The sequence below is a fragment of the Bradyrhizobium sp. RT6a genome (genome assembly GCF_040547675.1).
In the GTDB taxonomy this organism is placed as follows: domain Bacteria; phylum Pseudomonadota; class Alphaproteobacteria; order Rhizobiales; family Xanthobacteraceae; genus Bradyrhizobium.
Map to the genome: position 1 here is coordinate 50,783 of NZ_JBEPQC010000011.1, position 20,524 is coordinate 71,306.

20 protein-coding genes and 1 pseudogene are annotated in these 20,524 nt (G+C 58.7%); 12 read left to right on the plus strand and 9 right to left on the minus strand.

From position 1 onward, the window contains the following. Positions 1–83: 83 nt before the first annotated feature. From ABIC03_RS35555 to ABIC03_RS35565, 3 genes are all read left to right on the plus strand, one after another. Positions 84–2,483: a polysaccharide biosynthesis tyrosine autokinase gene (locus ABIC03_RS35555; protein WP_354065118.1), complete on the plus strand. Its 2,400-nt coding sequence runs from the start codon at positions 84–86 to the stop codon at positions 2,481–2,483. Positions 2,484–2,493: 10 nt separating this feature from the next. Beyond that, entirely contained in the window at positions 2,494–3,246 is a 753-nt protein-coding gene (locus ABIC03_RS35560; protein ID WP_354065120.1) for a hypothetical protein, read from the plus strand. A 412-nt stretch (positions 3,247–3,658) separates the two neighbouring features. Further along, entirely contained in the window at positions 3,659–4,201 is a 543-nt protein-coding gene (locus tag ABIC03_RS35565) for an integrase core domain-containing protein (RefSeq protein ID WP_354065345.1), read from the plus strand. A 238-nt stretch (positions 4,202–4,439) separates the two neighbouring features. Here ABIC03_RS35565 and ABIC03_RS35570 read toward each other — a convergent pair whose 3' ends face one another. Together ABIC03_RS35570 and ABIC03_RS35575 are read right to left on the minus strand one after the other, a co-directional pair. Next, positions 4,440–5,624 (minus strand): polysaccharide biosynthesis/export family protein, encoded by a 1,185-nt coding sequence (locus ABIC03_RS35570; RefSeq protein ID WP_354065122.1) that lies wholly within the window; start codon positions 5,622–5,624, stop codon positions 4,440–4,442. Between the two features lie 153 nt (positions 5,625–5,777). Continuing rightward, complete coding sequence (locus ABIC03_RS35575; protein ID WP_354065124.1) at positions 5,778–7,289, minus strand: undecaprenyl-phosphate glucose phosphotransferase; 1,512 nt, start codon at positions 7,287–7,289, stop codon at positions 5,778–5,780. 73 nt (positions 7,290–7,362) lie between these two features. Here ABIC03_RS35575 and ABIC03_RS35580 point away from each other — a divergent pair, with 73 nt between their 5' ends. The 3 genes from ABIC03_RS35580 to ABIC03_RS35590 all read left to right on the plus strand — a co-directional run bounded on the left by ABIC03_RS35580 (position 7,363) and on the right by ABIC03_RS35590 (position 9,867). After that, positions 7,363–8,067 (plus strand): hypothetical protein, encoded by a 705-nt coding sequence (locus tag ABIC03_RS35580; RefSeq protein WP_354065126.1) that lies wholly within the window; start codon positions 7,363–7,365, stop codon positions 8,065–8,067. A gap of 71 nt (positions 8,068–8,138) precedes the next feature. After that, positions 8,139–8,456: a hypothetical protein gene (locus tag ABIC03_RS35585; protein WP_354065128.1), complete on the plus strand. Its 318-nt coding sequence runs from the start codon at positions 8,139–8,141 to the stop codon at positions 8,454–8,456. A 112-nt stretch (positions 8,457–8,568) separates the two neighbouring features. Beyond that, on the plus strand, positions 8,569–9,867 hold the full coding sequence (locus tag ABIC03_RS35590) for an O-antigen ligase family protein (protein ID WP_354065130.1): 1,299 nt from the start codon (positions 8,569–8,571) through the stop codon (positions 9,865–9,867). An 8-nt stretch (positions 9,868–9,875) separates the two neighbouring features. On the opposite strand, the gene ABIC03_RS35595 is transcribed toward ABIC03_RS35590, so the two are convergent. Continuing rightward, positions 9,876–10,484, minus strand: coding sequence for a transglutaminase-like cysteine peptidase (locus ABIC03_RS35595; RefSeq protein WP_354065132.1), 609 nt, complete (start codon positions 10,482–10,484; stop codon positions 9,876–9,878). 219 nt (positions 10,485–10,703) lie between these two features. Here ABIC03_RS35595 and ABIC03_RS35600 point away from each other — a divergent pair, with 219 nt between their 5' ends. Next, complete coding sequence (locus tag ABIC03_RS35600; protein ID WP_275172064.1) at positions 10,704–11,408, plus strand: metallophosphoesterase family protein; 705 nt, start codon at positions 10,704–10,706, stop codon at positions 11,406–11,408. A gap of 34 nt (positions 11,409–11,442) precedes the next feature. Continuing rightward, positions 11,443–12,105 (plus strand): hypothetical protein, encoded by a 663-nt coding sequence (locus ABIC03_RS35605; RefSeq protein ID WP_354065134.1) that lies wholly within the window; start codon positions 11,443–11,445, stop codon positions 12,103–12,105. Positions 12,106–12,720: 615 nt separating this feature from the next. On the opposite strand, the gene ABIC03_RS35610 is transcribed toward ABIC03_RS35605, so the two are convergent. Together ABIC03_RS35610 and ABIC03_RS35615 are read right to left on the minus strand one after the other, a co-directional pair. Next, positions 12,721–13,161 carry a hypothetical protein gene (locus tag ABIC03_RS35610; protein ID WP_354065138.1) on the minus strand — a complete coding sequence of 147 codons (441 nt, stop codon included), beginning with the start codon at positions 13,159–13,161 and terminating at the stop codon, positions 12,721–12,723. A 49-nt stretch (positions 13,162–13,210) separates the two neighbouring features. Then, complete coding sequence (locus ABIC03_RS35615) at positions 13,211–13,492, minus strand: hypothetical protein (RefSeq protein WP_275172070.1); 282 nt, start codon at positions 13,490–13,492, stop codon at positions 13,211–13,213. A 2,466-nt stretch (positions 13,493–15,958) separates the two neighbouring features. Between ABIC03_RS35615 and ABIC03_RS35620 the strand changes: the two genes are divergently transcribed. Beyond that, a complete protein-coding gene (locus ABIC03_RS35620) occupies positions 15,959–16,132 on the plus strand; it encodes a hypothetical protein (RefSeq protein ID WP_275172072.1) in 174 nt (57 codons plus the stop codon). Positions 16,133–16,241: 109 nt separating this feature from the next. On the opposite strand, the gene ABIC03_RS35625 is transcribed toward ABIC03_RS35620, so the two are convergent. Continuing rightward, positions 16,242–16,787 carry an NUDIX hydrolase gene (locus ABIC03_RS35625; protein ID WP_354065140.1) on the minus strand — a complete coding sequence of 182 codons (546 nt, stop codon included), beginning with the start codon at positions 16,785–16,787 and terminating at the stop codon, positions 16,242–16,244. A 471-nt stretch (positions 16,788–17,258) separates the two neighbouring features. On the opposite strand from ABIC03_RS35625, the gene ABIC03_RS35630 reads away from it, so the two are divergent. After that, complete coding sequence (locus ABIC03_RS35630) at positions 17,259–17,624, plus strand: VanZ family protein (protein WP_354065145.1); 366 nt, start codon at positions 17,259–17,261, stop codon at positions 17,622–17,624. A gap of 64 nt (positions 17,625–17,688) precedes the next feature. On the opposite strand, the pseudogene ABIC03_RS35635 reads toward ABIC03_RS35630, so the two are convergent. Together ABIC03_RS35635 and ABIC03_RS35640 are read right to left on the minus strand one after the other, a co-directional pair. Next, positions 17,689–17,968 (minus strand): annotated as a pseudogene (locus ABIC03_RS35635) (CHRD domain-containing protein); the annotation flags it as partial. A gap of 16 nt (positions 17,969–17,984) precedes the next feature. Next, the gene (locus tag ABIC03_RS35640; protein ID WP_354065147.1) at positions 17,985–18,269 is read right to left on the minus strand and encodes a hypothetical protein; all 285 of its coding nucleotides are present in this window, start codon (positions 18,267–18,269) and stop codon (positions 17,985–17,987) included. Positions 18,270–18,507: 238 nt separating this feature from the next. Between ABIC03_RS35640 and ABIC03_RS35645 the strand changes: the two genes are divergently transcribed. Further along, positions 18,508–18,681, plus strand: coding sequence for a hypothetical protein (locus tag ABIC03_RS35645; RefSeq protein ID WP_354065149.1), 174 nt, complete (start codon positions 18,508–18,510; stop codon positions 18,679–18,681). Positions 18,682–18,687: 6 nt separating this feature from the next. Beyond that, on the plus strand, positions 18,688–19,680 hold the full coding sequence (gene galE, locus ABIC03_RS35650; RefSeq protein ID WP_354065151.1) for a UDP-glucose 4-epimerase GalE: 993 nt from the start codon (positions 18,688–18,690) through the stop codon (positions 19,678–19,680). 40 nt (positions 19,681–19,720) lie between these two features. Here the strand turns inward: galE and ABIC03_RS35655 are convergent, their stop codons facing one another. Then, positions 19,721–20,179, minus strand: coding sequence for a hypothetical protein (locus ABIC03_RS35655; RefSeq protein ID WP_354065153.1), 459 nt, complete (start codon positions 20,177–20,179; stop codon positions 19,721–19,723). Between the last annotated feature and the right edge of the window lie 345 nt (positions 20,180–20,524).

A 20,524-nucleotide genomic window follows, 5' to 3' on the forward strand; every position in this document is an offset into this window, starting at 1 on the left:
GCTTTAAATCACGCTTATTTGCGCTCGGAGCGGCTAGCCTTTATTCGGCCGCCGCGGCGCAGCTCATCAGACAGACGGGTCGGATGCTTCAGACACGAATTTCATCTCCCTCTCCGGCACAGGTTCAAGGCACCGATTCAGCCTCGCTGGAACAGACTGTTTCGTCGGCCATCGGTCTCGTCACTCGGCAATATCCCGTGATGATTATCACGGTGCTCGTCTGCCTGGGTCTTGCAGGCACGTATTTGTTGGGGGCGACCAAGCGTTACACCGGGACCGCTGTCCTTATGATCGACAGCCGCAAGATGCAGGGACTTCAAACACAAACGGCGGTTGGTGGAGATAATCCTATAGATTCGGCGATGGTCGACAGCCAGGTTGAAGTGCTGAAATCGGAGACCATCGCCGCCGCGGTCATCCGGGACCTCCGTCTCTTGGACTCCCCGGCCTTTATGCAAGAGGACGCTGGGCTGCTGAGCGGGCTATCGCAGCTGCTTTCGAGCTTTTTCCCTGAGGAAAAGCCATCCGACGATGGACTGATGCGAGCCGCCGTTGGGAGGATTCAGAGCGGGCTCACCATCAAGCGGGTCGGATTTAGCTATGTTATCGAGATAGCATACCAGTCCACCTCGCCAGAGCTGGCCGCGCGGATCGCCAACGCCGTCGCAGAGAATTACATTACAGATTCTCTTGAATCGAAATATCAGGCTTCGCGCCGTGCGGCGGTCTGGCTTCAAGATCGGCTCAAAGAACTCCGCGCCCAGGCCTCTGCGGCGGAGCGGACGGTGGTCGATTACAAGGCAAAAAATAACATCGTTGACGCAGGCGGACGTCTGCTGACCGAGCAACAGCTGGCGGAGATCAACAGCGCTTTGACCGAGGCTCGCGCAAAGCGCGCCGAGGCCCAGGCCAAGCTCGAGCGCATTACCTCGATCTTGAACGCGGACGACAATGATTCGCGAGTGATCCTGAACGATTTGGGTGCCGTCAACGATTCAATGGCTAATCCCGTGATCACCAAGTTGAGGCAGACCTATCTCGATTATGCCGGCCGCGCTGCGGATTGGTCCAATCGATATGGTCCAACTCATTTGGCCGTGGTCAATTTGCGCAATCAAATGCGCGAAATTCGGCACTCCATTATCGATGAGCTTCGGCGCACGGCAGAAGGTTACAAGAGTGACCTGGCAATTGCCAAGGCGCGTGAAGAATCCAGCCAGAAAAGCTTGAACGAGACGATCGCCGTTTCGAATGATACAAGCCAAGCCCAGATCGTTTTGAAGGACCTCGAGAGCAACGCGCAGAGCGCGCGCGCGCTGTCAGAGAATTTCCTTCAGCTCTACATGGTATCCGTCCAGCAGCAGTCATTCCCGATTACCGAAGCAAGGGTCATCACCCAGGCCTCACAATTGTCGACGCCGAAGACGTCCCCCAAGACTGCTTTGGTTCTCCTCGCGGGTATCGTCGGCGGATGCATCCTCTCGGGCTTAATGGCGATTTTCCTCGAAATGCTGGACCGCGTCTTCCGCACCGTGCATCAGGTTGAACGCTTGCTTCAGACCAACTGTTTGGCATCGATTCCGGTGATCGGGTCGGAACCAGAAGCTGGAATGGGACTGCCGTTGAAGCTCATCAAACGGTGGTCCCCATTGTCCAGGAGTAGAGCGGAGGCCTGGTCGCGATCCAGTGAAGCAGCGGGTAAGTCGCTGCGCGCCGATGTAGGGAGAACCCATTCACGATCCAGCCCCGACCGGCTGCTCACCATCGATAACAGCGTCGGACGGTTCGCGATCAACTCGCCCTTTTCCCGATTTGCGGAGGCGCTCCGGTCGATCAAATTGGCGGCCGACTTGAGCAACTTCGGGACGCCACACAAAGTCTTGGGCATCACATCCGCTCTTCCCAATGAAGGAAAATCCACCGTTAGCGAAGCTTTGGCTCAGACCACGGCACAAAGTGGCCTACGTACACTTCTGATTGACGGAGATCTCCGTAACCCAAGCCTCACCGACCGGCTTGCCCGGTCGGCCGATGCTGGTTTGATTGAAGCCGTGTTTGGCAAGGCCGATCTGAAGGACGTGATCTGGGTCGATCCGCAAACCAATCTGCATTTTCTTCCTTGCGTGGCGGCGTCTCGATTTTCGAACTCCAGTGATCTGCTGGCGTCCCCGCAAATGGAGAAGCTTTTTCAGCATCTTCGTGAACAGTACGACCGCATTATTTTGGACTTGAGCCCTATGGCTCCTGTGATCGACGTTCGCGCCACCGGCGGTCTCGTCGACTCCTATATTCTCATTGTCGAGTGGGCCAACGCGAAGGTCGACGTGGTCGAGCGAGTCTTGCGGGAAAATCCCCTTGTTCGCGAGCACATGCTGGGCGCCGTTCTTAACAAGGTGAACTTAGCCGCGATGAACCGCTACGATTCCTATAGCGGAGGCTACTACCGCAACCGATACTACAAACGCTACGGATACGTGGATTAGTCAGCTAACGATGACGGCGGTCATAAATGCTTTTGGCAGATTGACAACCGTTCTTATCGCCTTGAGCTCGGCAAGCTGGGCGGTCTCCTTCCTCTCTAATTTGGATGAGGGAGTCGCACTGAATAATGTAGCCAACGCGGTGTTGTCCGGAAGCGGATTTAAGCGAAATTCCGTTTCCGAAGCAGCATTGTCAGCCGCTGAGACTCGCAAGATCTGCAATCCACGCGAAATCAGAGCGGCTGCGATCATCCGCCTGCGCCTTTATGAGACCGCCGCCGATTCTCCCGACATGCGGCTTGCCGATCAGCGCCTGACGACGCTTCGGTCATCAGTTAGAGAAGCTCTCGGCTGCGTTCCGACTGACGGGCTATTGTGGTTCATCGAATACTGGAGCGCCATTAATCAAGGCGGTCATGTAAGCGATCACCTCGAAGCTTTGCGGTTGTCCTACCGGTTGGCGCCTTACGAGGGCTGGATTGCGCTCCGCAGCCCGTACGTGCTGGCAATCTATGACACGCTTCCGCCGGACCTTCAGGAAAGCGCCCGCAACGAGTTTGTGTCGATTGTTCGAACGGGCTGGATCCGCGACGCGGTGAAAATCCTCAAAGGAGCCGGGTGGAGGCATCACCAAGTCCTCTTGGCTGGGCTTGGAACGGTGAGCTTGGACTTTCGTCTCCAATTAGCCCGCGCCCTGCGCGCCGAAGGCTTAATGGCGGACGTTCCAGGGGTTGAGCCCCAAGAGTTTAGACCTTGGAGATATTAGTTCTGAAGTCGTCCTTCAAAGTCTAAATCTCTTCTCACGGATCCCAGAGATTAGGAGGAAGTGGAAGCGGATGATTTGTTCAACTTGAAATCACTGCAGATGCGCCGCTCGGCTGTTCGCGAGTTGCGACTTGATCGCGATAGGGCGAGACTTTGCGATTGGGCAAAGGATCGTCAGATTTTGCGCCGACTGAAAGGAGCTTTCGATGCTCAGGCGCGCGCTCATGGGTTTTTTTCACAGCCGTAGTGGTCTACTCAGCTTCTCCATCTCAAGCTGAGATGATTTCGTCCGCAATAGCCCGACGAGGTGACGGGTCACCCGGGGCGCTCGACGGCACGTGGCTGTGGACCTGACCTTGCCCCTCGGGCTTAATCCATTGAAGTTCGTTCTGGCCCAAGCCGAGGACCAGAGCATGAAGCGCAAGCGGTTTAGGGAAGAACAGATCATCGGGATTTTGAAGGAGCACGAAGCGGGGGTTCCGGTCGCCGATCTCTGCCGCAAGGATGGTGTAAGCGACGCCAGCATCTACAAATGGAAGGCCAGTTTCGGCGGAATGGACGTGGTCAGCGACAACGGCAGCGAACTCACAAGCAACGCCATCCTGGTGTGGGCCGACCAAAGCCGTGTCGAATGGCACTACATCGCGCCGGGCAAACCCATGCAGAACGCCTTCATCGAGAGCTTCAACGGCCGGCTGCGGGATGAGCTGTTGAACGAGACGTTGTTCACGTCACTGGCACAAGCCCGCGTCACACTTGGATGTTGGCGGGCCGATTACAACGATACAAGACCACACTCGCAGCTCGGATGGAGAACCCCGTCCGAGTTCGCGATGACCTGCCACCCGCGCCGGGATCTGGCGCTGCGTTATGCCGAAGGCTCCGCGCCAGCTCCCGGCGCTGCCACCGCCCAACCGGGCAAATCCAACGGCACGGGCGACCTCATGACCGGATAAAACGTGGGGGCAAGGTCACGGAGGCTGATATGGCCATGCTATCCGTTTGCCTTGTAATGATCAGCGTCACGTTGTTGACGATAGTTGCGCGCACCGCGTCTGAATTTGTGGACAGACGATCTCTGAATGGTCGGCTTCCTCTACACCTTAGCTCGCGTGCAAGGGGACTTTGGTGGCTTGGCAATCCGCCGGCGCGTTAGAAGACATTACTGCCTCACCAATCTCCGGCGGACGGCGATCACTGCCGCGAGGTGATGCGTAGGATCTGTGCGTTGTTGGCGGTCACGACCGTATCATTGGCTGTCGCGATCACGACACGAACGAACTGCAGGAACTTGGCGGTATCGACGGTGGCTGCGTTCGCGGCAAACAGAACGTCCTTGTCGCGCATATCAAGTTTAGTCGCCAGGAAATATGCGGCGGGATCGCGGAAGTCTGCGTTGTAGACCACCGGCACCGTTGGCCCGACGAACTTGGAGCAATCCACGCCTAGCCGTTCGGCGAGCTCGCGCGGCTCCCGGCGATAGAGGTACACGCCGCTCGGCTCCGCTTGGCCATCCAGGAGGCCACCCGCCTTCGCCATGGCCTGCGCCATGTTAATCTTCCACATGTCGAACGGGAATTGTCCCTGCTGGCCCGACGCACCGAACGCCAGGAAGATCTGCGGCTCGCGGTAGACGTAGATGGTATCGCCGGGATGGACCCAAACATTGTTGGCGGGGGTGTAAACCAGGGCACCGAACGGAACCGTCGCGCGCTTGCCGTGACGCTCAAGCGTGACCCAGGTTTCCCAGCCCTGCCCCTTTGGACCACCAGCCCGCGAGATCACGTCGAGGACCCGCTCACCAGCCGCATTGGCTGTGAGGCGGGTAGGCTGATTGACCTCACCAAGAACGCTGATCAGCGAGGTGTTCTGGGTGACTAGCGAGACCACAACCTGCGGCTCGATGGCGCGGTTGCCGATCGCCTTGACGATGTCCTGCTGGATTTCACTGGGCGTGCGGCCCGCGGCTTTGACCGCGCCCGCATACGGAACGGTGATGAAACCGGCCGAGTCGACGTTTTGGTTCGGCAGGGCAACGAAATTGCCTGGGCGCACGCCTGCTTCGGCCGGTATGAAAAGACCACCCGCCGCCGCCTCGAAGATCGACACCGCAACCACGTCGCCAATGCCGAACTTAATGGAAGGCGGCGGTCGATTATCAGGGAACGAGCCCGCGATGGCACCGGGGCCGTATTCTTTGAGGATATCGACCACCGTGGGCGTGAGCGTCACCAACCCATATTCCGGGCCATTCTTGGTGTGCTCGCTCTTGATGACGTGGTCCTCAGGACCCGACATCGGCATGATTGCACAGCCCGCAGAACCGAGCAGCACAGCGGAAAGCATGCCGATAAGAACGAAGCCCCGTTTAAAATCCACCCGAGTTCCCCACTACAACGAACCCCAAATTCCGCGAATTCCCCAGAGGAGTCAATGAATCGCGCCCGATAACCTGGCTCCTAAGGAGAATAACCTGGAGGTTGTTGCAATGCGGTTACAGGCGGGCACCGGGGGAGATGACCCGATAGGGGGCTAATAGGCGTTTCTGCTGCGGGTAAGTTCCAAACACGTGAGCAGGAGGATCTTCAGGTCGAGCGCCAAGCTCCAATTGTTAATATACCAGAGGTCGCAATCCACCCGGCCCTTCATCTGTTCGACAAACGCGGTTTCGCCGCGATAGCCTTTGACCTGCGCCCAGCCCGTAATACCCGGTTTGACATGGTGCCGGAACGCATAGTCGCAGAGCAGCTGGCCGTAATGCCCGTCATGCGCCAACGCATGCGGCCGCGGACCCACCAAGGACATTTCCCCTTTCAATACGTTCAAAAGTTGCGGAACTTCATCGATGCTCGTCTTGCGGAGCATTCGTCCGGTCCGGGTGACGCGGGTATCGAATCGCTTCGCCTGCACCACGTTGGGACCATCCTCCATGACGGTCATTGTCCTGAACTTGACGATCGAAAATTGATTCTCATTGAACCCGTTCCGCCGCTGCCGAAAAAATACAGGGCCAGGCGAATCCAGCTTGATCGCTACCGCGCTGAGAGCCATCAGCGGGGCGAGAAGGATCAACCCGATCGACGCCCCCACAATGTCCAGCACGCGTTTGCCCAGCTGCTCGGCGCGGGAGAGCGGGCCGCGCTGAAGTTCGATCGAGAGCGAGTTTTTTACCCGGAACGACGGGTTCTGAGTAAGGGAGCGCACCCGCCGATCCGGCAACAGCTGCACCGGCAGCGGCGAAATCCGAAGCCCATCCCGCATCAGCTCAATCTTGCGGGTATCGCTCCAAGGAAAGGCCAAAACGATACCCTCAGCGCCTTGCGCGCGTGCCGCGGCAATGGCGCGCTCTAGCGCCGCGAGGTCGTCTTGGCTTAGGGCAAAGCCGCCTGTCGCGGTGGGGAGCATCACACGCTCCACTTCGGTCAGACCAAAGTTTTCCAATAACTCTTCAAGGCCTATCGACGCCAGTTCCTCGCGGGTCCCGAGCAACACGATACGGCGCCCCCGGACCTGCCCATCCGCAACCACACCCAAAACCAGCCGTCTGGACATTCGGCGGCAGACCACCAGCAGCAGCGGGGCAAGCAGGCCAAAGCAGATCATGGAGCCGCGCGAGTAAACCGCGCCGCTTTTCATCAAAAACACCAAGGAGGTCAGCAGCAGGCACACCAGGGTCCACTGGCCAAGAATCCGCCCTATATCCCTCCGCTTCTTTGCAAGAGCCGCCCGCAGATCATACAGACCGGTGGCCTGTCCGATGATCACATAAAGCATCGCTGCGACAATCCCCTGAGCCACCACCGGCTCCAGGTTAAGTTCGGCGTTTGCGAGCGTTTGATAGATCCCGGCGCCCACAAGGCTCGACAATACGATCACGGCAGCGTCCAGGACTGCCAAGAAGTACGCGAGGCTTGAGTAGGGTATTTTCAAGCCAAACCAGCGGCCGTCTAATGCACCGCCGGTCGCCGCACCGACGTCAGGGGCATCAGGCAGCTTGGAGGACGTCGCCTCGCCTCGTTTTGAGAGTGAAGTTCGCGGGATCAAAAATCGCCTCCTACGAAAACAAACAGGCCACCGCCGCCAAGAATCACTCTAGCCGCTGCAATGCAGCAGAATTATGCAGAAAACTGAAATTAAAAGCTCTATAATCGTCCCTTACTGCCAACATGATGAGCTCAGAGTCAAGCCATTGTTTTCCATCACCATTCTGAACCGGCTGACGATCGCGTTGGCATTCACGTTAATCGTTCTGGCCACAACCGGCGAAACTTTCGGTCAACCCCCTCGCGGGAAGCGGGAGTGCGGTCCAGGACTTGGTTCTGAAGACCAGAGAAATTGCGACAGGCAATTTTCCGAGCAGCTGCGCAGCAGCAGCGGCATTGTGCCACTCGCCCAAGGCTGGCAGCTGGTGAAAACCAAAAGCCCGACAGGGGGACAGGATGCCATCTCGGTCATGCACGTTGCCGATTCGGGGAAGTCGGACATCGGCCTCGCTGGCCTGAGCCTTCAGTGTGGTCAAGAGCGCCAGAGGATCGACGTGATCGTGATTCTTCTGGACCGTTGGTCGCGCACCGATCGTCCCAAGATCGTCCTCACCTCCCCGAACGGCCGAGCTGCTGAATTTGAGGCATCCGTCACCCAGGCCGGCGAGGCTCTGTTACTGCCGAAGAGTGCATCAGAGCTCGTGCAGAATGATTGGCAATCCGCAACGGAGCTGAACGTCGAAATCGACGGCAAGGCCGGTCAGATTCGGGGGGTCATTCCCGTTACCGGACTGGCGGCCGCGGTCCGCACCTTGATGGAAAGCTGTGCAGGGCGCTAGCGCTGAATCCGGGGGGAACGAGTGACGATTCCTTAAGAAAATGGGTGGAATGGTGGCGACGGAGACAGACAATGACCCCGGTCGCCATCTTGCTATTTCTTACGGGCGCGGTCCTCGCGTGGCGCTTTCGCGTCTGGATTCTTGTGCCCTTCTGCCTAATCGCGATCGTTGCCACGCTCTCGATTCAACTTGCCCAAGATCAGGGCTTTGCAACCGCAGTCGGATACGCACTTTTGGCAGGCTGCGCGCCACAATTTGGCTACGCCTTCGGCCTGCTGGCACGAGGCACATTGATGGCTCGCTATTCACCCCGTCAAACTGTTTCTCGGAAAGCGTCGGTGGCCGCGCTTTATCGGCAGACATCGGCTCACGACGACCGGCATATCTGACAGGGGTCCCGCCCAAAACAGAGTTTGGCGAGGCGGACCACCCATGCGATAGTGAAGCATCGCCCCGGCCATCAGCTTTCTTCACTTTCCTCATCCCCCTTGAAGTTCTCCATTGCCGCTCGCGTTTTCCCTTCTGATCATCCTGTTGGTTGCAGCTGCCGCAACGCCATTCACCGATGGCATTTTCGTCCAGCATACGGTGTATCTGCTGGCCCCGCTCATGCTGGTGTCCGCGGCCGCTGCGGCGAGCTTGGCCGATCTTACTGCACTCACCCCGCTCCGCAGGTTTATGCTGGCGGCGCTCTTCCCGATGCTCTGGATGGTGACGCAAATTGCTCCCCTTCCATTCTCCCTCGTGAATCCCATCTGGCCCACAACAGCCGTCGCGTTAAATGAACCGTCGTTGGCGGGGCGAATCACGGTCGACCTGGGAAATACTTTGCGCGGCTTGATGTGGTATTCGGCCCTCCTGTCACTGCTGCTCTCCACCATCCTGCTGGCAAAAGATCGCAAAAGGGCGGAAGTCTTGCTGGTCGTTCTGACTGGCGTCGCGACGTTTATCGTGCTCGCGAGTTTGAGTCAGATCGTGCTTGCCCGAACAGCCTTGCTAGATCTCGGTCTGGCAGAAAACAATTCGCTTGCCCTCGTTGGGGTCATTGCAGCGCTCGCAAACACGGCAACGATTGCAATGGCAGCGGAGCGCCAGCTTGGTCGCGCCGGCACTCTCTTTCCACTGAATGGCCCATTCCTGCTGCGCATTGTCCCGGGCATTGCCGGTCTCATGATGTCTCTTGCTTACCTGGCAACGCTCGAACGAATAGTCCACATGCTAACGGCGCTGGGATTTGCAATCATGCTGTTCATTGCAGCCGTCCGCCGTCTTGGATATCGGTCTTGGCCGTCGGCGCTCCTGGCCGGCCTCCTCATCATGATGGCTGGTGCAGCGACGCTATCCCAGGAACGACCCGCGACATGGGCGGATCTGCTAGCTCGGAGCCGAAGCGAGAATCAAGACTCTGTAGCGATCACACGGCGTGCCATATCGGACAGCTCGTGGACCGGCAATGGCGTCGGAACATTCGCCCAGGTTGCCCGCATCTATCAGGACTATGCTGTTGGTATTGCGCCGCGCGCCCCTTCAACCGCAGCGCTGGTTGCGATCGAATGGGGTCGCTTAGCCCTGCCAATCCTGGCGTTATTTGGGCTTCAGGTCTTCTTTTTCGTCTTGCGCGGAGCCGTTGGACGCGGACGGGACTCGTTCTTTGCCAGCACAACTTGCGCCCTTGTGCTTGTCGCAATTTGCGAGAGCTTTGTCGACACGAGCATGTTGAACCCGGCGGTCCAGATCATTCTTGCAGGATTGATCGGGCTGGGCTTTGCGCAAAGCACCGGGCGGACCAGCGCCCTGTAAGCGCGACCTCAGACCCTGGCGCTCGAGATCGTCGCCCAGAGCTTGGAGTTGGGCATCTGCATCCGCACCCAGCGATAAGGAACACGCGACCACGGCTTGATCTGCGGCGTCATGTTATCTAGCACCAAGTCTCCGCTATTGGTCCGGACCACGAGAATCAGGTGATGCTCACCGGAATTGACCATGACCTCGCTCAACAGCAAGGCGCGAGCCGGCCAACCGCGCTCCAGCAATTCATGCCGCTTGCTGACCGCATAGTCGTTGCAATCGCCCCGCGCTGGATTGATCAGCCATTGCTCGCCAGCCACGCCGAGTTCATTCCTCTCCGGGGCAATTCCGCGGTTAACCACCTGATTGATCTCCTTGAGATCTGCCCATCGCTCCTCGGTCAGCCGGACCGGCCCGCCCCGAAACATCGGCCGCGTGCGGCACTCGCCTCGGTATCGAAGACAAAATTGGGTAAACGCCATCGGCGGAAGAGTGGGAGTTTCGAGCTTGATGCGCTGGATTGCGGATTGAAGCCCCATTGGCATTCCCACAAGTCCGGCCTGGACCGGCTCAAGCCACATGGAGCCGGCTGCGATGACCCCGAGGGCGATAGTGATGATTCTGCGCATTAGTTGCTCCCCGCATGCTTATTGGCTAGGAAGCTAACGCGAAGGGTTTGAAATTTTGCGGCATCCCGCCATTCAATTAGAAACAAAAGCCAAGCAGGACATTGCGATCCCGTTAACTATGTGAGCTGACCTGAATCATTCGGGCGTCAGCCCCAAAGACTGCAAAGGCGACAAGTTCGGCAAATGCTCAGATTGTCGAGATCGAGGAACAAAAGCCGAATGCCGACGGTGCCCGAGGGCATTCGCATCTATGCGATAAGCGACATTCATGGATGCGCCGATCTGCTTCAGCAGATGTTTGCCGTCATCGACCGCGATCTCACCACAATAGGTTCAAGGCGCGCAATCCACGTTTTCCTCGGAGACTACATCGATCGAGGGCCTGACTCGAATCGGACCATCGAATTGCTGATGGAACGCGGCATGAAGCATGAATCGATCTTCCTGAAAGGCAATCATGAAGCCTTCCTGTTAGACGTTCTGCATGCCCCTTCGCAGCTTCAGGATTGGAAACAATATGGCGGCCTCCAAACCTTAGCCTCGTATGGACTTAGACCTTCCCTCAATCCTGATCCGGCAGAACAAGACGAACTCATTCGACGATTATCGCAGGCAATTCCGCCTCATCAGTTGCACTTCTTCAACAACCTGCGGGCGCGCTTTGTGTGCGGAGATTTCTTTTTTGTCCATGCTGGAGTGAAGCCTGGTGTCGCCCTGGCGAACCAACAAGAACAGGACATGCTCTGGATCCGAGACGAATTCCTGGAGAGCAACAAAAATTTCGGGAAATACATCGTCCACGGCCACACCCCCGTCCAGCAGCCCGACATAAGACCGAATCGGGTCAATATCGATACGGGCGCCTATGCGACCGGAAATTTGACCCTGTTAACACTTCAGGACGACAGTATGATTGCCTTGTAAATCAATGACACGTCGTTTTTGCTTTGGAGATTTGATGCATTCAACGACCCTAGTTCGCGTCCTTCTGTTGGGCCTTGCGGCAGCCGTCGGCTGTTTTGGGATCGTATCAGCGGCCGCAGAACTGACCAGCTCGAAGCGGCCGGATTTTCCAGAGGACCCAACCAAGGCCAGTCTCAGCTCAAACGCTCCACCCGAATGGGTTGGAGTGATCTCTCCCTTGCGCTCTGACCTCGAAGGCAATCAGGCTCTACTTCTTGCGCTCCAAGTAATGCAACTGCCAAGAGGCGATAACAGGGTTCGGGCCCAGAGCGAACTTGCCCGGTCGCGTCTGAAGCATGTTGTTTCCATATCGCCATATGATGCTGAGCTATGGCTCGCCTTGGCAGTGCTGGAAGCCCGGCAGGATCCGGAGGGTCCAGCAGCGATCGAATCCTTGAAGATGGTCTATCTCACGGCACCGAGCGAAGGCCGATTGATGCCTCTGAGGCTTGCTTCTGCAACCCGGTTTGATGCCCTCGCCAGCCCCGATGTGAGGGATCTAGTCCAAGGTGACGTCCGCCTCATGTTAACGCGAGAGCCGAAACAAACGCGCGCCCTGGTGTTCGCATATCGGCAAGCCTCAGCCCGGGGCAAAGAATTCCTGAAAGATGCGATCCGGGCTATCGATCCCGCGCTTCTCAACGTGCTCGGGGGCTAGTCGAGCGGGCCTGCTGCGGGCGAAGGAGTTTGGCCAGCCGACCCAGTTTGGAGCATATTGCCCGTTCCTCGCGAAGCGTCTAAGATTAACACAACTGGGGGACCCCAAATGCGATCAATTCTCGGATTACTTACGCTCACCCTGAGCATGTGGACCTTGGTGACACCGTCCTACGCCGCAGACTACGCCGTGCCTGCGCAAAGGACCGCGGCGCGTATTCCGTACATTGACCGAGGTCCCAATCCGTACTGCGGGCCCCGCTGCGGATGTCCCACGGTGGCGCAGGTTCGGCACAGGTCGCTGCAACAGGCCTACCCCGCCACATTTGATCCGCGCACGAGGGATGAGCCTCACTATTACTATGGGCCGGTCCGCACTTATGTGCGTTACGTGAACCCCTTGGATCCTGAGCGGGTCTTGACCTACTAGTTTGCCACGCAGCCTTAAGCTCCGTTTAACTGCGGCGGTATAGCCTCGTTCATCGAACGGGGCTAGGTTCGATGTTCGCCATCCAGTTGCTGTCGTGCGCCTTCGTGCTGGGCGCGGCCGTTACATTCGGCAGTTACGCGTTGCTGCGGCATTGCTTGATGCAATGGAGTGACGAGTTCTAAAGGCCTAGCGCTGCACGTTTCCAGCCAAACGCCCTTCGTTCGCTGGCCGGGAATTCGGAAACCTGCTCAGCACGGCTGCCTTCATGAATTTGTAGTGCGCAATGGAAGAACAGAGTTCTTTCAACCGGCGCTGTCCGCTCTGGATCTCCCGATCGAACAGATCCTGATGATGGTTATCCAACGCCTCGCGTTCGAGATATTCATCATCACCGTTGCCGAAGGTCACCGCGGCCCGGGCCAAGACATCTTCGACCCGACGGTTCAGGCCCGATTGCTCCCGCTCGGCCGCGTGCAGCGCTTCCTCGATCGCGACCAGGATAGGCTCTATGCGGGTCCGGTCGGTCTCAGCATCCCGTTCAGGCGAACGCGCGCGGAATCCCCGTTCGCCGCCAAAACGGTCCTTCAGGAAATTCTGCGTGCGGGCCCGCAGGAACAGCTGGAACATGCGTGCGTTTTCCGGTTCAAAGCCAGACTAGAAAATGGGTCGGCGATGGTTAATAAACCTTAAAGCTTCTGGGTTGCTCGGCCCGGCTTCGTGCCATCCAGGCCTTCCAGGCACTCTCATGCTTCTGATACAATTCGAGCCAGCGCTCCTGCACCGTGGCCGCCCAAAGCACGCCGTCGTCAAGCGCCTGACCTTTAGCCTGACCGAACTCGGCCCGGCCCTCGAGGCGCTCGAATTCGAAGGTTTCCTCAACCGTCAAGCCAATCAAGACGCGCTGGCCCGCAGCATCAGGCAGATACCGCCGCGGGGCGTTGTTTCTCAGGCTCGTCATGGCGCTCCCCCTTTAGTGATCCACGGACCGGTCGGGCCTCGAGAACGTCGGCATTATCCCATATGTCCCCCAACGGGCCATCGATCAATGTCCAAATTCAAGGGTACGGAGCAACGATATGCTTCCACATGCAGTACCGACCGCGAACCGCACGAACAACAGAACGCGCGCGTTAACGTAACCGAATGTGGTTACGTGAGAGGTCACCGAGCCTATTTTTGCTCTGCTCGCACGTGTCGCGAAAACAGAACAGCCCATCCCAAGTTGCAAACATTCATGATGCACGCCGCGCTCGGACGAATGATGTAGCCTCTCCGGCTGTCGCGGAACGATAGTGCGAGTACAGCCGGCGGCGCTCGTTGCGTTTGCGCGATCGCCAGGCCCGGGTTGCGTAGCCTCCGCCGAAACCGGCAAAGAAGATCGAAGCCAAAACCGCAACTAGCACCATTGGGCAATCTTTCCATATGCAAGACGTTTCCAACTACTAGCATTGTGGTCGCGCAGTTGTGTCGACATCGTGATGAGTGTCGCTGATTTTCTCAGCTCGGCGATAATATCTTGGGCAGCACAGTGCTTAGAAACTGATCGCGCGCACTTCAACCGAAGCACCATAGAGACAGCCTCACGAGCAACAGCGTGATGAAATACAGCCAGCCTGCCATCGCGATCATCGCAAGGCTGAAAAATCCGACCTCGAACATACGGTCTCGAAGCCTTGCGAACGACGATATTGTCTGTGTTTCTTGTAGCATGTCGGTGCTTGCACTCTCCAGTCTCAAGCATATCAAATTGAATTCGGCGATCTCATGACACGAAAGACACGAAGCAAGAATCTCGGTGTGAATGCGACCTTCCCGAACGACCTTAGACGAGTCGTGTTTAACCCTGCGCGCAACCAGGTTCCGAAGATACACACTCCAGAAAACGACGCTGCGGAGAAATCCTTTAAGGCCACCGACTTCATTCGATCAACGCGCCTCTCCTCGCCACGAAGCAAGTTGGCCTTTGCTCAACCCAGATTTCGAACGAGAGAGCAGACGGGGCGGCTTTGCGCGAACCGGGAGCGGCGCCGTCCAGCGAACATGGATCCATCCCCTTGTTGAACAGTGGAGAGCCGCCTCCTATCGGCTGGCTCTCTTTGTGGCGAAAAACGTCACAAGGATTCCGCGAAATTGCCTTATCTCGGCTGACCCGCGTGCGTACAATGGTCAGTAACTCGTTCACGGGGTTTCCCTCAATGCTGGGTCTTCTGCTCTTGTTTCTGATTGCGATGACCTCATTTGCGGCGGGGTACGTCACCCGTTCAGCGATCTCGCGGCGGCGGCGGGCGAACTATCTCAAGTTGGAACCTTACGTTCGGCCGTCACGACCATCGAAGCCTCCGTCGTTTTTGGTGCGTTCAGACAATCGCAACTCTCCACCGCTCCAAAGACTTGCGTCCGGTGGTCGTCGCGGCAGCTGACGTTGGTGGCTGTTTGCATTGAGCGCTTCAACACGTAGGCTGGTGGGCTTTATTGTCGTTCGTTTCGCTGGGATATTCTGGGATTGCGCATTCCGGCGGCCGTCGCCAGGCGGGCACCAAGCATGATCCCAATCAACCGTAGCTTTGTTCACCGCAGTCGCGCTCTCAGCGCCGTGGTGCCCCTCCACAACAGGCCCAGGTATGGTTTGGCATCGCCGCGCTCTGGGTTCATAGTGGTGGCGCATCAACCAGATGGAAAACTCAATGAACCGTTTCGCAGTGCTTCTGGCGGGGGCCGCGCTCCTCGGCACCTCCGCATCCGCTCATGCTCAGGGGACCTACTCAAACGGGAGTCGCAACGGATATGCCGGCAGCGCACCACGTTCGACGATCTCGACAACTACATCTCCAGTCTCGCCTTCCAGTCCCGCACCTACACCAAGAAATCTGGGGACGGGCCAAGGACGAACTGAAGGCGCTATGGGGCTCACACCGCAACTGCAACGCGAACTTGGGATCGGGCGGCAACAATGAGTCGCCGCTGGGCAGTGCCGGGCAATTAGACCCAGTCCATTCTGCAGCGCTTCGATGGCGTAGCTGACACGCTTGGCTTTGTAGGCGAAGAACCTGTGCCCCATCGCGTTTATGCCGTCACGACTTAGCCGTGATCAAGCGACCAATGGTGGACTGATCGCTTGGCCATCAGGCTTCCGGGTTCGTGCAGCCGACGCACGTTGCTGTGCATCAGCCTCGATGTATTTACAAAGGATGCTTGCCGCAGCTCTGCTGAACGAAACCTCCGTGCTTATACGGGGTCCCCGATTTTGTCCCGGTAAGGTTGAGCGGTTAGCTTAATCCGCGTTGTTTGTTGCGAACTCTCACCGATCGCTTATCCCATCGTCGCACCGGGCTCCCCCAAGCTCGGCCCCACCCAAGCAAAGCCGTCGAGCGATGGGTCCGCTTGGCGGCTTTGTCTTTGTCGCGACGAGAGGATGATTTCGGTTATGGCGCGCAAGCCCTGGTCGTTCAAGGAAGACCGCCGGCTGATGGAGCTGGCCAAGTCTTCGGCTTCATTGGAGGAGGCGGCGAAACAGCTCGGACGCTCGCCCGATGCGATCAAGCGCATGGCCTTGCGCCTTGGTCTTTCGCTGAAACCAAAGACAGGTAAGAAGGGCTAGAGCGAAAGCGTTGCGTCGAGCGCGCAGCGTTCCATCTCCGCTCGGGCGCAGCTCAACCGCGCGACGATCGACCAACGATCTCTCGATGACTGCGAGGCCGCCAAACCGGCTAGAGGACCAGAAGCCCTCTCGCAGATGCCTGAGCCAGCACCCCCAAATGGGTCTGCTCGCCGAATTCGCCCGACAGGATGAGGCTGCGAAGTTCATCCGGCGAGGCGGAGCTGACCTCGACACCTGGCTCTTCCACAAATCCGGGCGCGCGACCGCCGGTTCTGACGAAGAACGAATGAGTCGTATTGCTGATCCGGCTGGAGCAGGTCGCACATCTGCCGATGAGCTCGACGCTCATCGTGGGATAGCCAGTCTCCTCCAGGAGTTCGCGCGTGGCGGTTTCCGGCGGGTCTTCGTTAGGATCCACCACGCCCGCTGGCAATTCCAGCGAGAAGCGCTCGATCGCCGGACGATACTGACGCACCAGGAGAACGCGCGAGTCCGGCGTCATCGCCAGAATGACTACATAGTCAGGTTGCGCAACTGCATAATAGGTTTCAACGGCAGACTCCGCGGAGACCCTCACATCCCGGGCCACGACCTCGAGCCAGGGGGAGACCACCATATGCTCGGTCTTTAGGATCGTCGGCAATTCCCGAACCATCAGACAATTCTCCTTCGTTGAACCTTGCTGGTAAACCATATGGCCTTGCAGGAATGAGGCCGCTGGCGCGGGAGGCCTGAATTCCAGCGGCTGAATTAGGCGCTTTAGCCCTGTTCGCCAGGGAACAGAACGCGCGCCTTTGCGTTGATCTCAACTTCATCGCGAGGTCTGGCCGTGGCACATCTAGCCATTTCCGTCATCCTGGTCTGGTTGGCTATCAATATCGCCTTCGTGGTCTTGCGTTTGCGAGCCACCCGGCCACAGCATGGTGGCAGCACCCGGCAGGCTCCCATTGCGCCCTACAATCCCGCACCCGCTTCCCTCCGCCATCGAATGGGCCGCTAGAACTTGAGAGCGGAGAAGTAAAGGTCTCCGCCCCACGGCCGTTCCCGAGATTCAACGGGTTGGTCAGCCTTAACGATACTCTCATCTTTCAACGCGGCTTGGCTCCCATCCCGCTATGGTCGTCCAATGCGCCGCAACCACCTCATCGCAGCCGCAGGAATCTGCTTCGCGCTCATCATCTATGCCACGCTTGCGAGACTGGCGGGCAGACCCGTGCTTATCGGTCATCACGAGGCATATTGGGTCGTCGTGATCGAGCGCTTCAGCGCCTACGGGTTGCTGGGATTTCTCTTGTCCTTCCTGTTGCCCGGTCGGCTCACCCTCGCCTGCGCGCTTGTCGTGGCGGTCGCGATGGGGCTCGAAATCCTGCAAGCAATGACGCCCGATCGTGATCCGGGTTTCCTAGACGTGCTGCAAAAAGCAGCAGGCGGGACCGTCGGGGTCCTCCTCGCTCAAACAATCCTGGCCTTCTTACCGAGGCCTCCCTCCTGAGCACATGCATGGCCTGCACGTCTGCATCGGGAAGCTGCCTTCCTTGTTTCATCATTTGTCCGCGTAGTTCACCGCCCGGGTTCGCGGTCGTATGAATGTTCGCGTACCATTTCCCGGTCAGCAGATCCGCAGCCTGAGCTTCAGTGAGCGTTGCGCTCCGCTGAATCGGGCTTTGCACCGACTTGAACGGCAGCACGCTGCCGCCGTTCTTGCCGGAGTCCACGGGGCATGGAAATGTGCCCCATGGCTGGCCCGGTCAAGCCGGCAAAGCTGACCGTATAGGTGAGGGTTTTCGCTTCGGTATCGTAGGTCGCCTCGGCCTTGCCCGTTCCAGGCGAGCTGTTCGGAGCATGCGGGCGGCTAAGCCGAGCGGCGCCGGCCCGGGAACTGGTTCGGCGTCAGGAGTTCTGCCATCTGGCGATGGGTGGCCTGGAGCGCCTCGATGGCGCCGTCCAGATCAAAATCGGCGTCCCGGACAGAGGCGAGAAATTTAGCCGTCAGCGCCAGATCGAGCTTGACGCGGGTTGCGCCATCGCGGCTTTTGCGGCGGTCAAGTGACAAATGGATGGCCCGCATTCTGGCCTCGGCAGGCGTGCAGCCACTGAGCCCGGCGAGTTCGTCATAAGTCATCCAGATCTGTGCCATGTTTCAGTCTCTCCTTTACTCGGCCTCAGCTTATTTTTCGTGCTTAAAGCTTCGGTTGCCGCGATGCGCCTGCCCACCGTTTCGCAGCGATAGGGTCAATGCGAGCTAAACGAAGAAGGACAATCGTGCCGAGCCCCCGGTGGGTTGCATACAGCGAAGATCGATCTATGCTCACCAGATCGATCAACTGTTGAACTGAGGCAATCGCATTGGGACAGGTCACTCGGAAGCCCTCTCCTTGAGTGATGTCGTGTCCCGTGGCGCCACGCGGCATGTCCCCGTCTTCGGCACCGCTTTAAGCCGGCTTCGCCGCAAACGTCCTGCATTGCTGACGCTTGCGGTGCTCGTGCTGTGTGCCGATTTGGTGCTGGCCGCGGGCGCATGGATGATCGTTGATTTCACCTCGAGGTAAGCAGACATGACCGACCGACCGACTGTCCTCGTTACGGGAGGCGCGGGCTATATCGGCTCGCATGCCTGCCGCGCCCTGACCGCGGCCGGCTATCAGCCCGTCGTTTATGACAATCTGTCGACAGGCCATCGCGGCTTCGTCGCCGGCCCGCTGGTAACGGGCGATCTGCTCGACGGCGCCACGCTGGCGCGCGCCTTCGCCGACCACAAAATCACGGCGGTCATGCATTTCGCGGCGGCGAGCCTCGTCGGCGAGTCGATGACCGACCCGCAAAAGTACTACATCAACAATGTGCAGGGCACGCTGTCGCTATTGCAGGCGATGCGCAATGCGCGTTGCCATCGTATCGTGTTCTCCTCGACCGGCGCCGTCTACGGCAATGCAGACTCCAAGGAACTGCCGGAAGACTTCCCCTGCGCGCCAATCAACCCCTATGGCGCATCGAAATGGATGATCGAGCGCATGCTGGCCGATTACCGGTCGGCTTACGGCTTCGGCGCGTTCTGCCTGCGCTATTTCAACGCCAGCGGCGCCGATCCAGCCGGCGGCATCGGCGAATTGCGTGATAACGAAACCCACCTGATTCCGCGCGCCATGATGGCGTTACAGGGCCATGTCGATTTTGCCGTGTTCGGTGAGGACTACGACACGCCCGACGGCACCGCGATCCGCGACTACATCCATGTCACCGACCTCGCCGCCGCGCATGTCGCGGCGCTGAAACTGCTCGAACAAGGGAATGCCGGCGGCAGCTTCAATCTGGGCACCGGCTCCGGCTTTTCGGTGCGGGAAATCCTGACCGCCATCAGGCAGGAGACCGGGCGCGAGGTGCCCCACACCGTCAAACCGCGCCGCGCCGGCGACCCCACCTATCTGGTCGCCGATCCCTCCGCAGCGCGAAAAGTGCTGAATTTCGTACCGCGACATTCGGATCTGCCGACTGTGATCCGCACCGCCTGGGCCTGGCACCAGAGGGCTCATCCGCTTAAGCAGCCCTGACAACATCGTCGAAGTCGATCGGGCGGGATAAGACGTTGCCTTATGGTCTATTCCGTTCTGACCCGAGCGATCCCGGCGCAAACGGATGGCGCGATCGCGAACGGCCGTCGAGCCCCTTGGGCAGCTTGTCGGCATTGAGCTTCACGACCGCACCTCTGGCGTCAACGGCCGGCGCCTCGTCCCGGCTGTAGATGAGCGTCGCCTCGAAGGTCACACCGGGCGCCTGCTCGGCCGTCCCGGAACAGGTCGCCATCGCGCCGCTGCACACGCCCGAGAGCTTGACCTCGACTTCGTCGAGCCCGAACACAGTCGGCGGCCCCTCGGCATGTCGCCGCGTGGTCAGAACCGCCGTGAAGCGCTGCTCGTCGATTCGATAAGAGCCGCCATACGTGAAGAAGCTGTCGCTGCCGGAGATTCGTCCCTCCGCCAGATGCACGACGCCGGTGCCCTGACCGCGCGGGGTCCTGAACCAGGCCGCATATTTGCCGTCTCTCAGCATGGAAACATCCACCGTAAAACCCAAACGTATTTGCAACCAACTCTGGGGCGCGACAATGACCCGCGCGGGGAGCATTCCGCCACGGTTAACGTCCTGCAAAGCGAGCCAGTCAAATTGCTGCCGACGCGCAGCGACGCGGGCGAGCGCACGCTCCCCCGCGCAGCGGGCAAGAAAGCTGGACCTCGTTGCATATCGCGCTAAAAACGATCGGCTTGCCGACCTCGTTTGGCAGCTTGCATATAACCGCTATCAACTCAGCCAGTTCGTGACAGCTAGCCTTCCTGTCGCGCTGGGAGGAAGTGGTCGAGATTGCAGCCGGTCAGCAGGCGACGCCATATCAGAAGA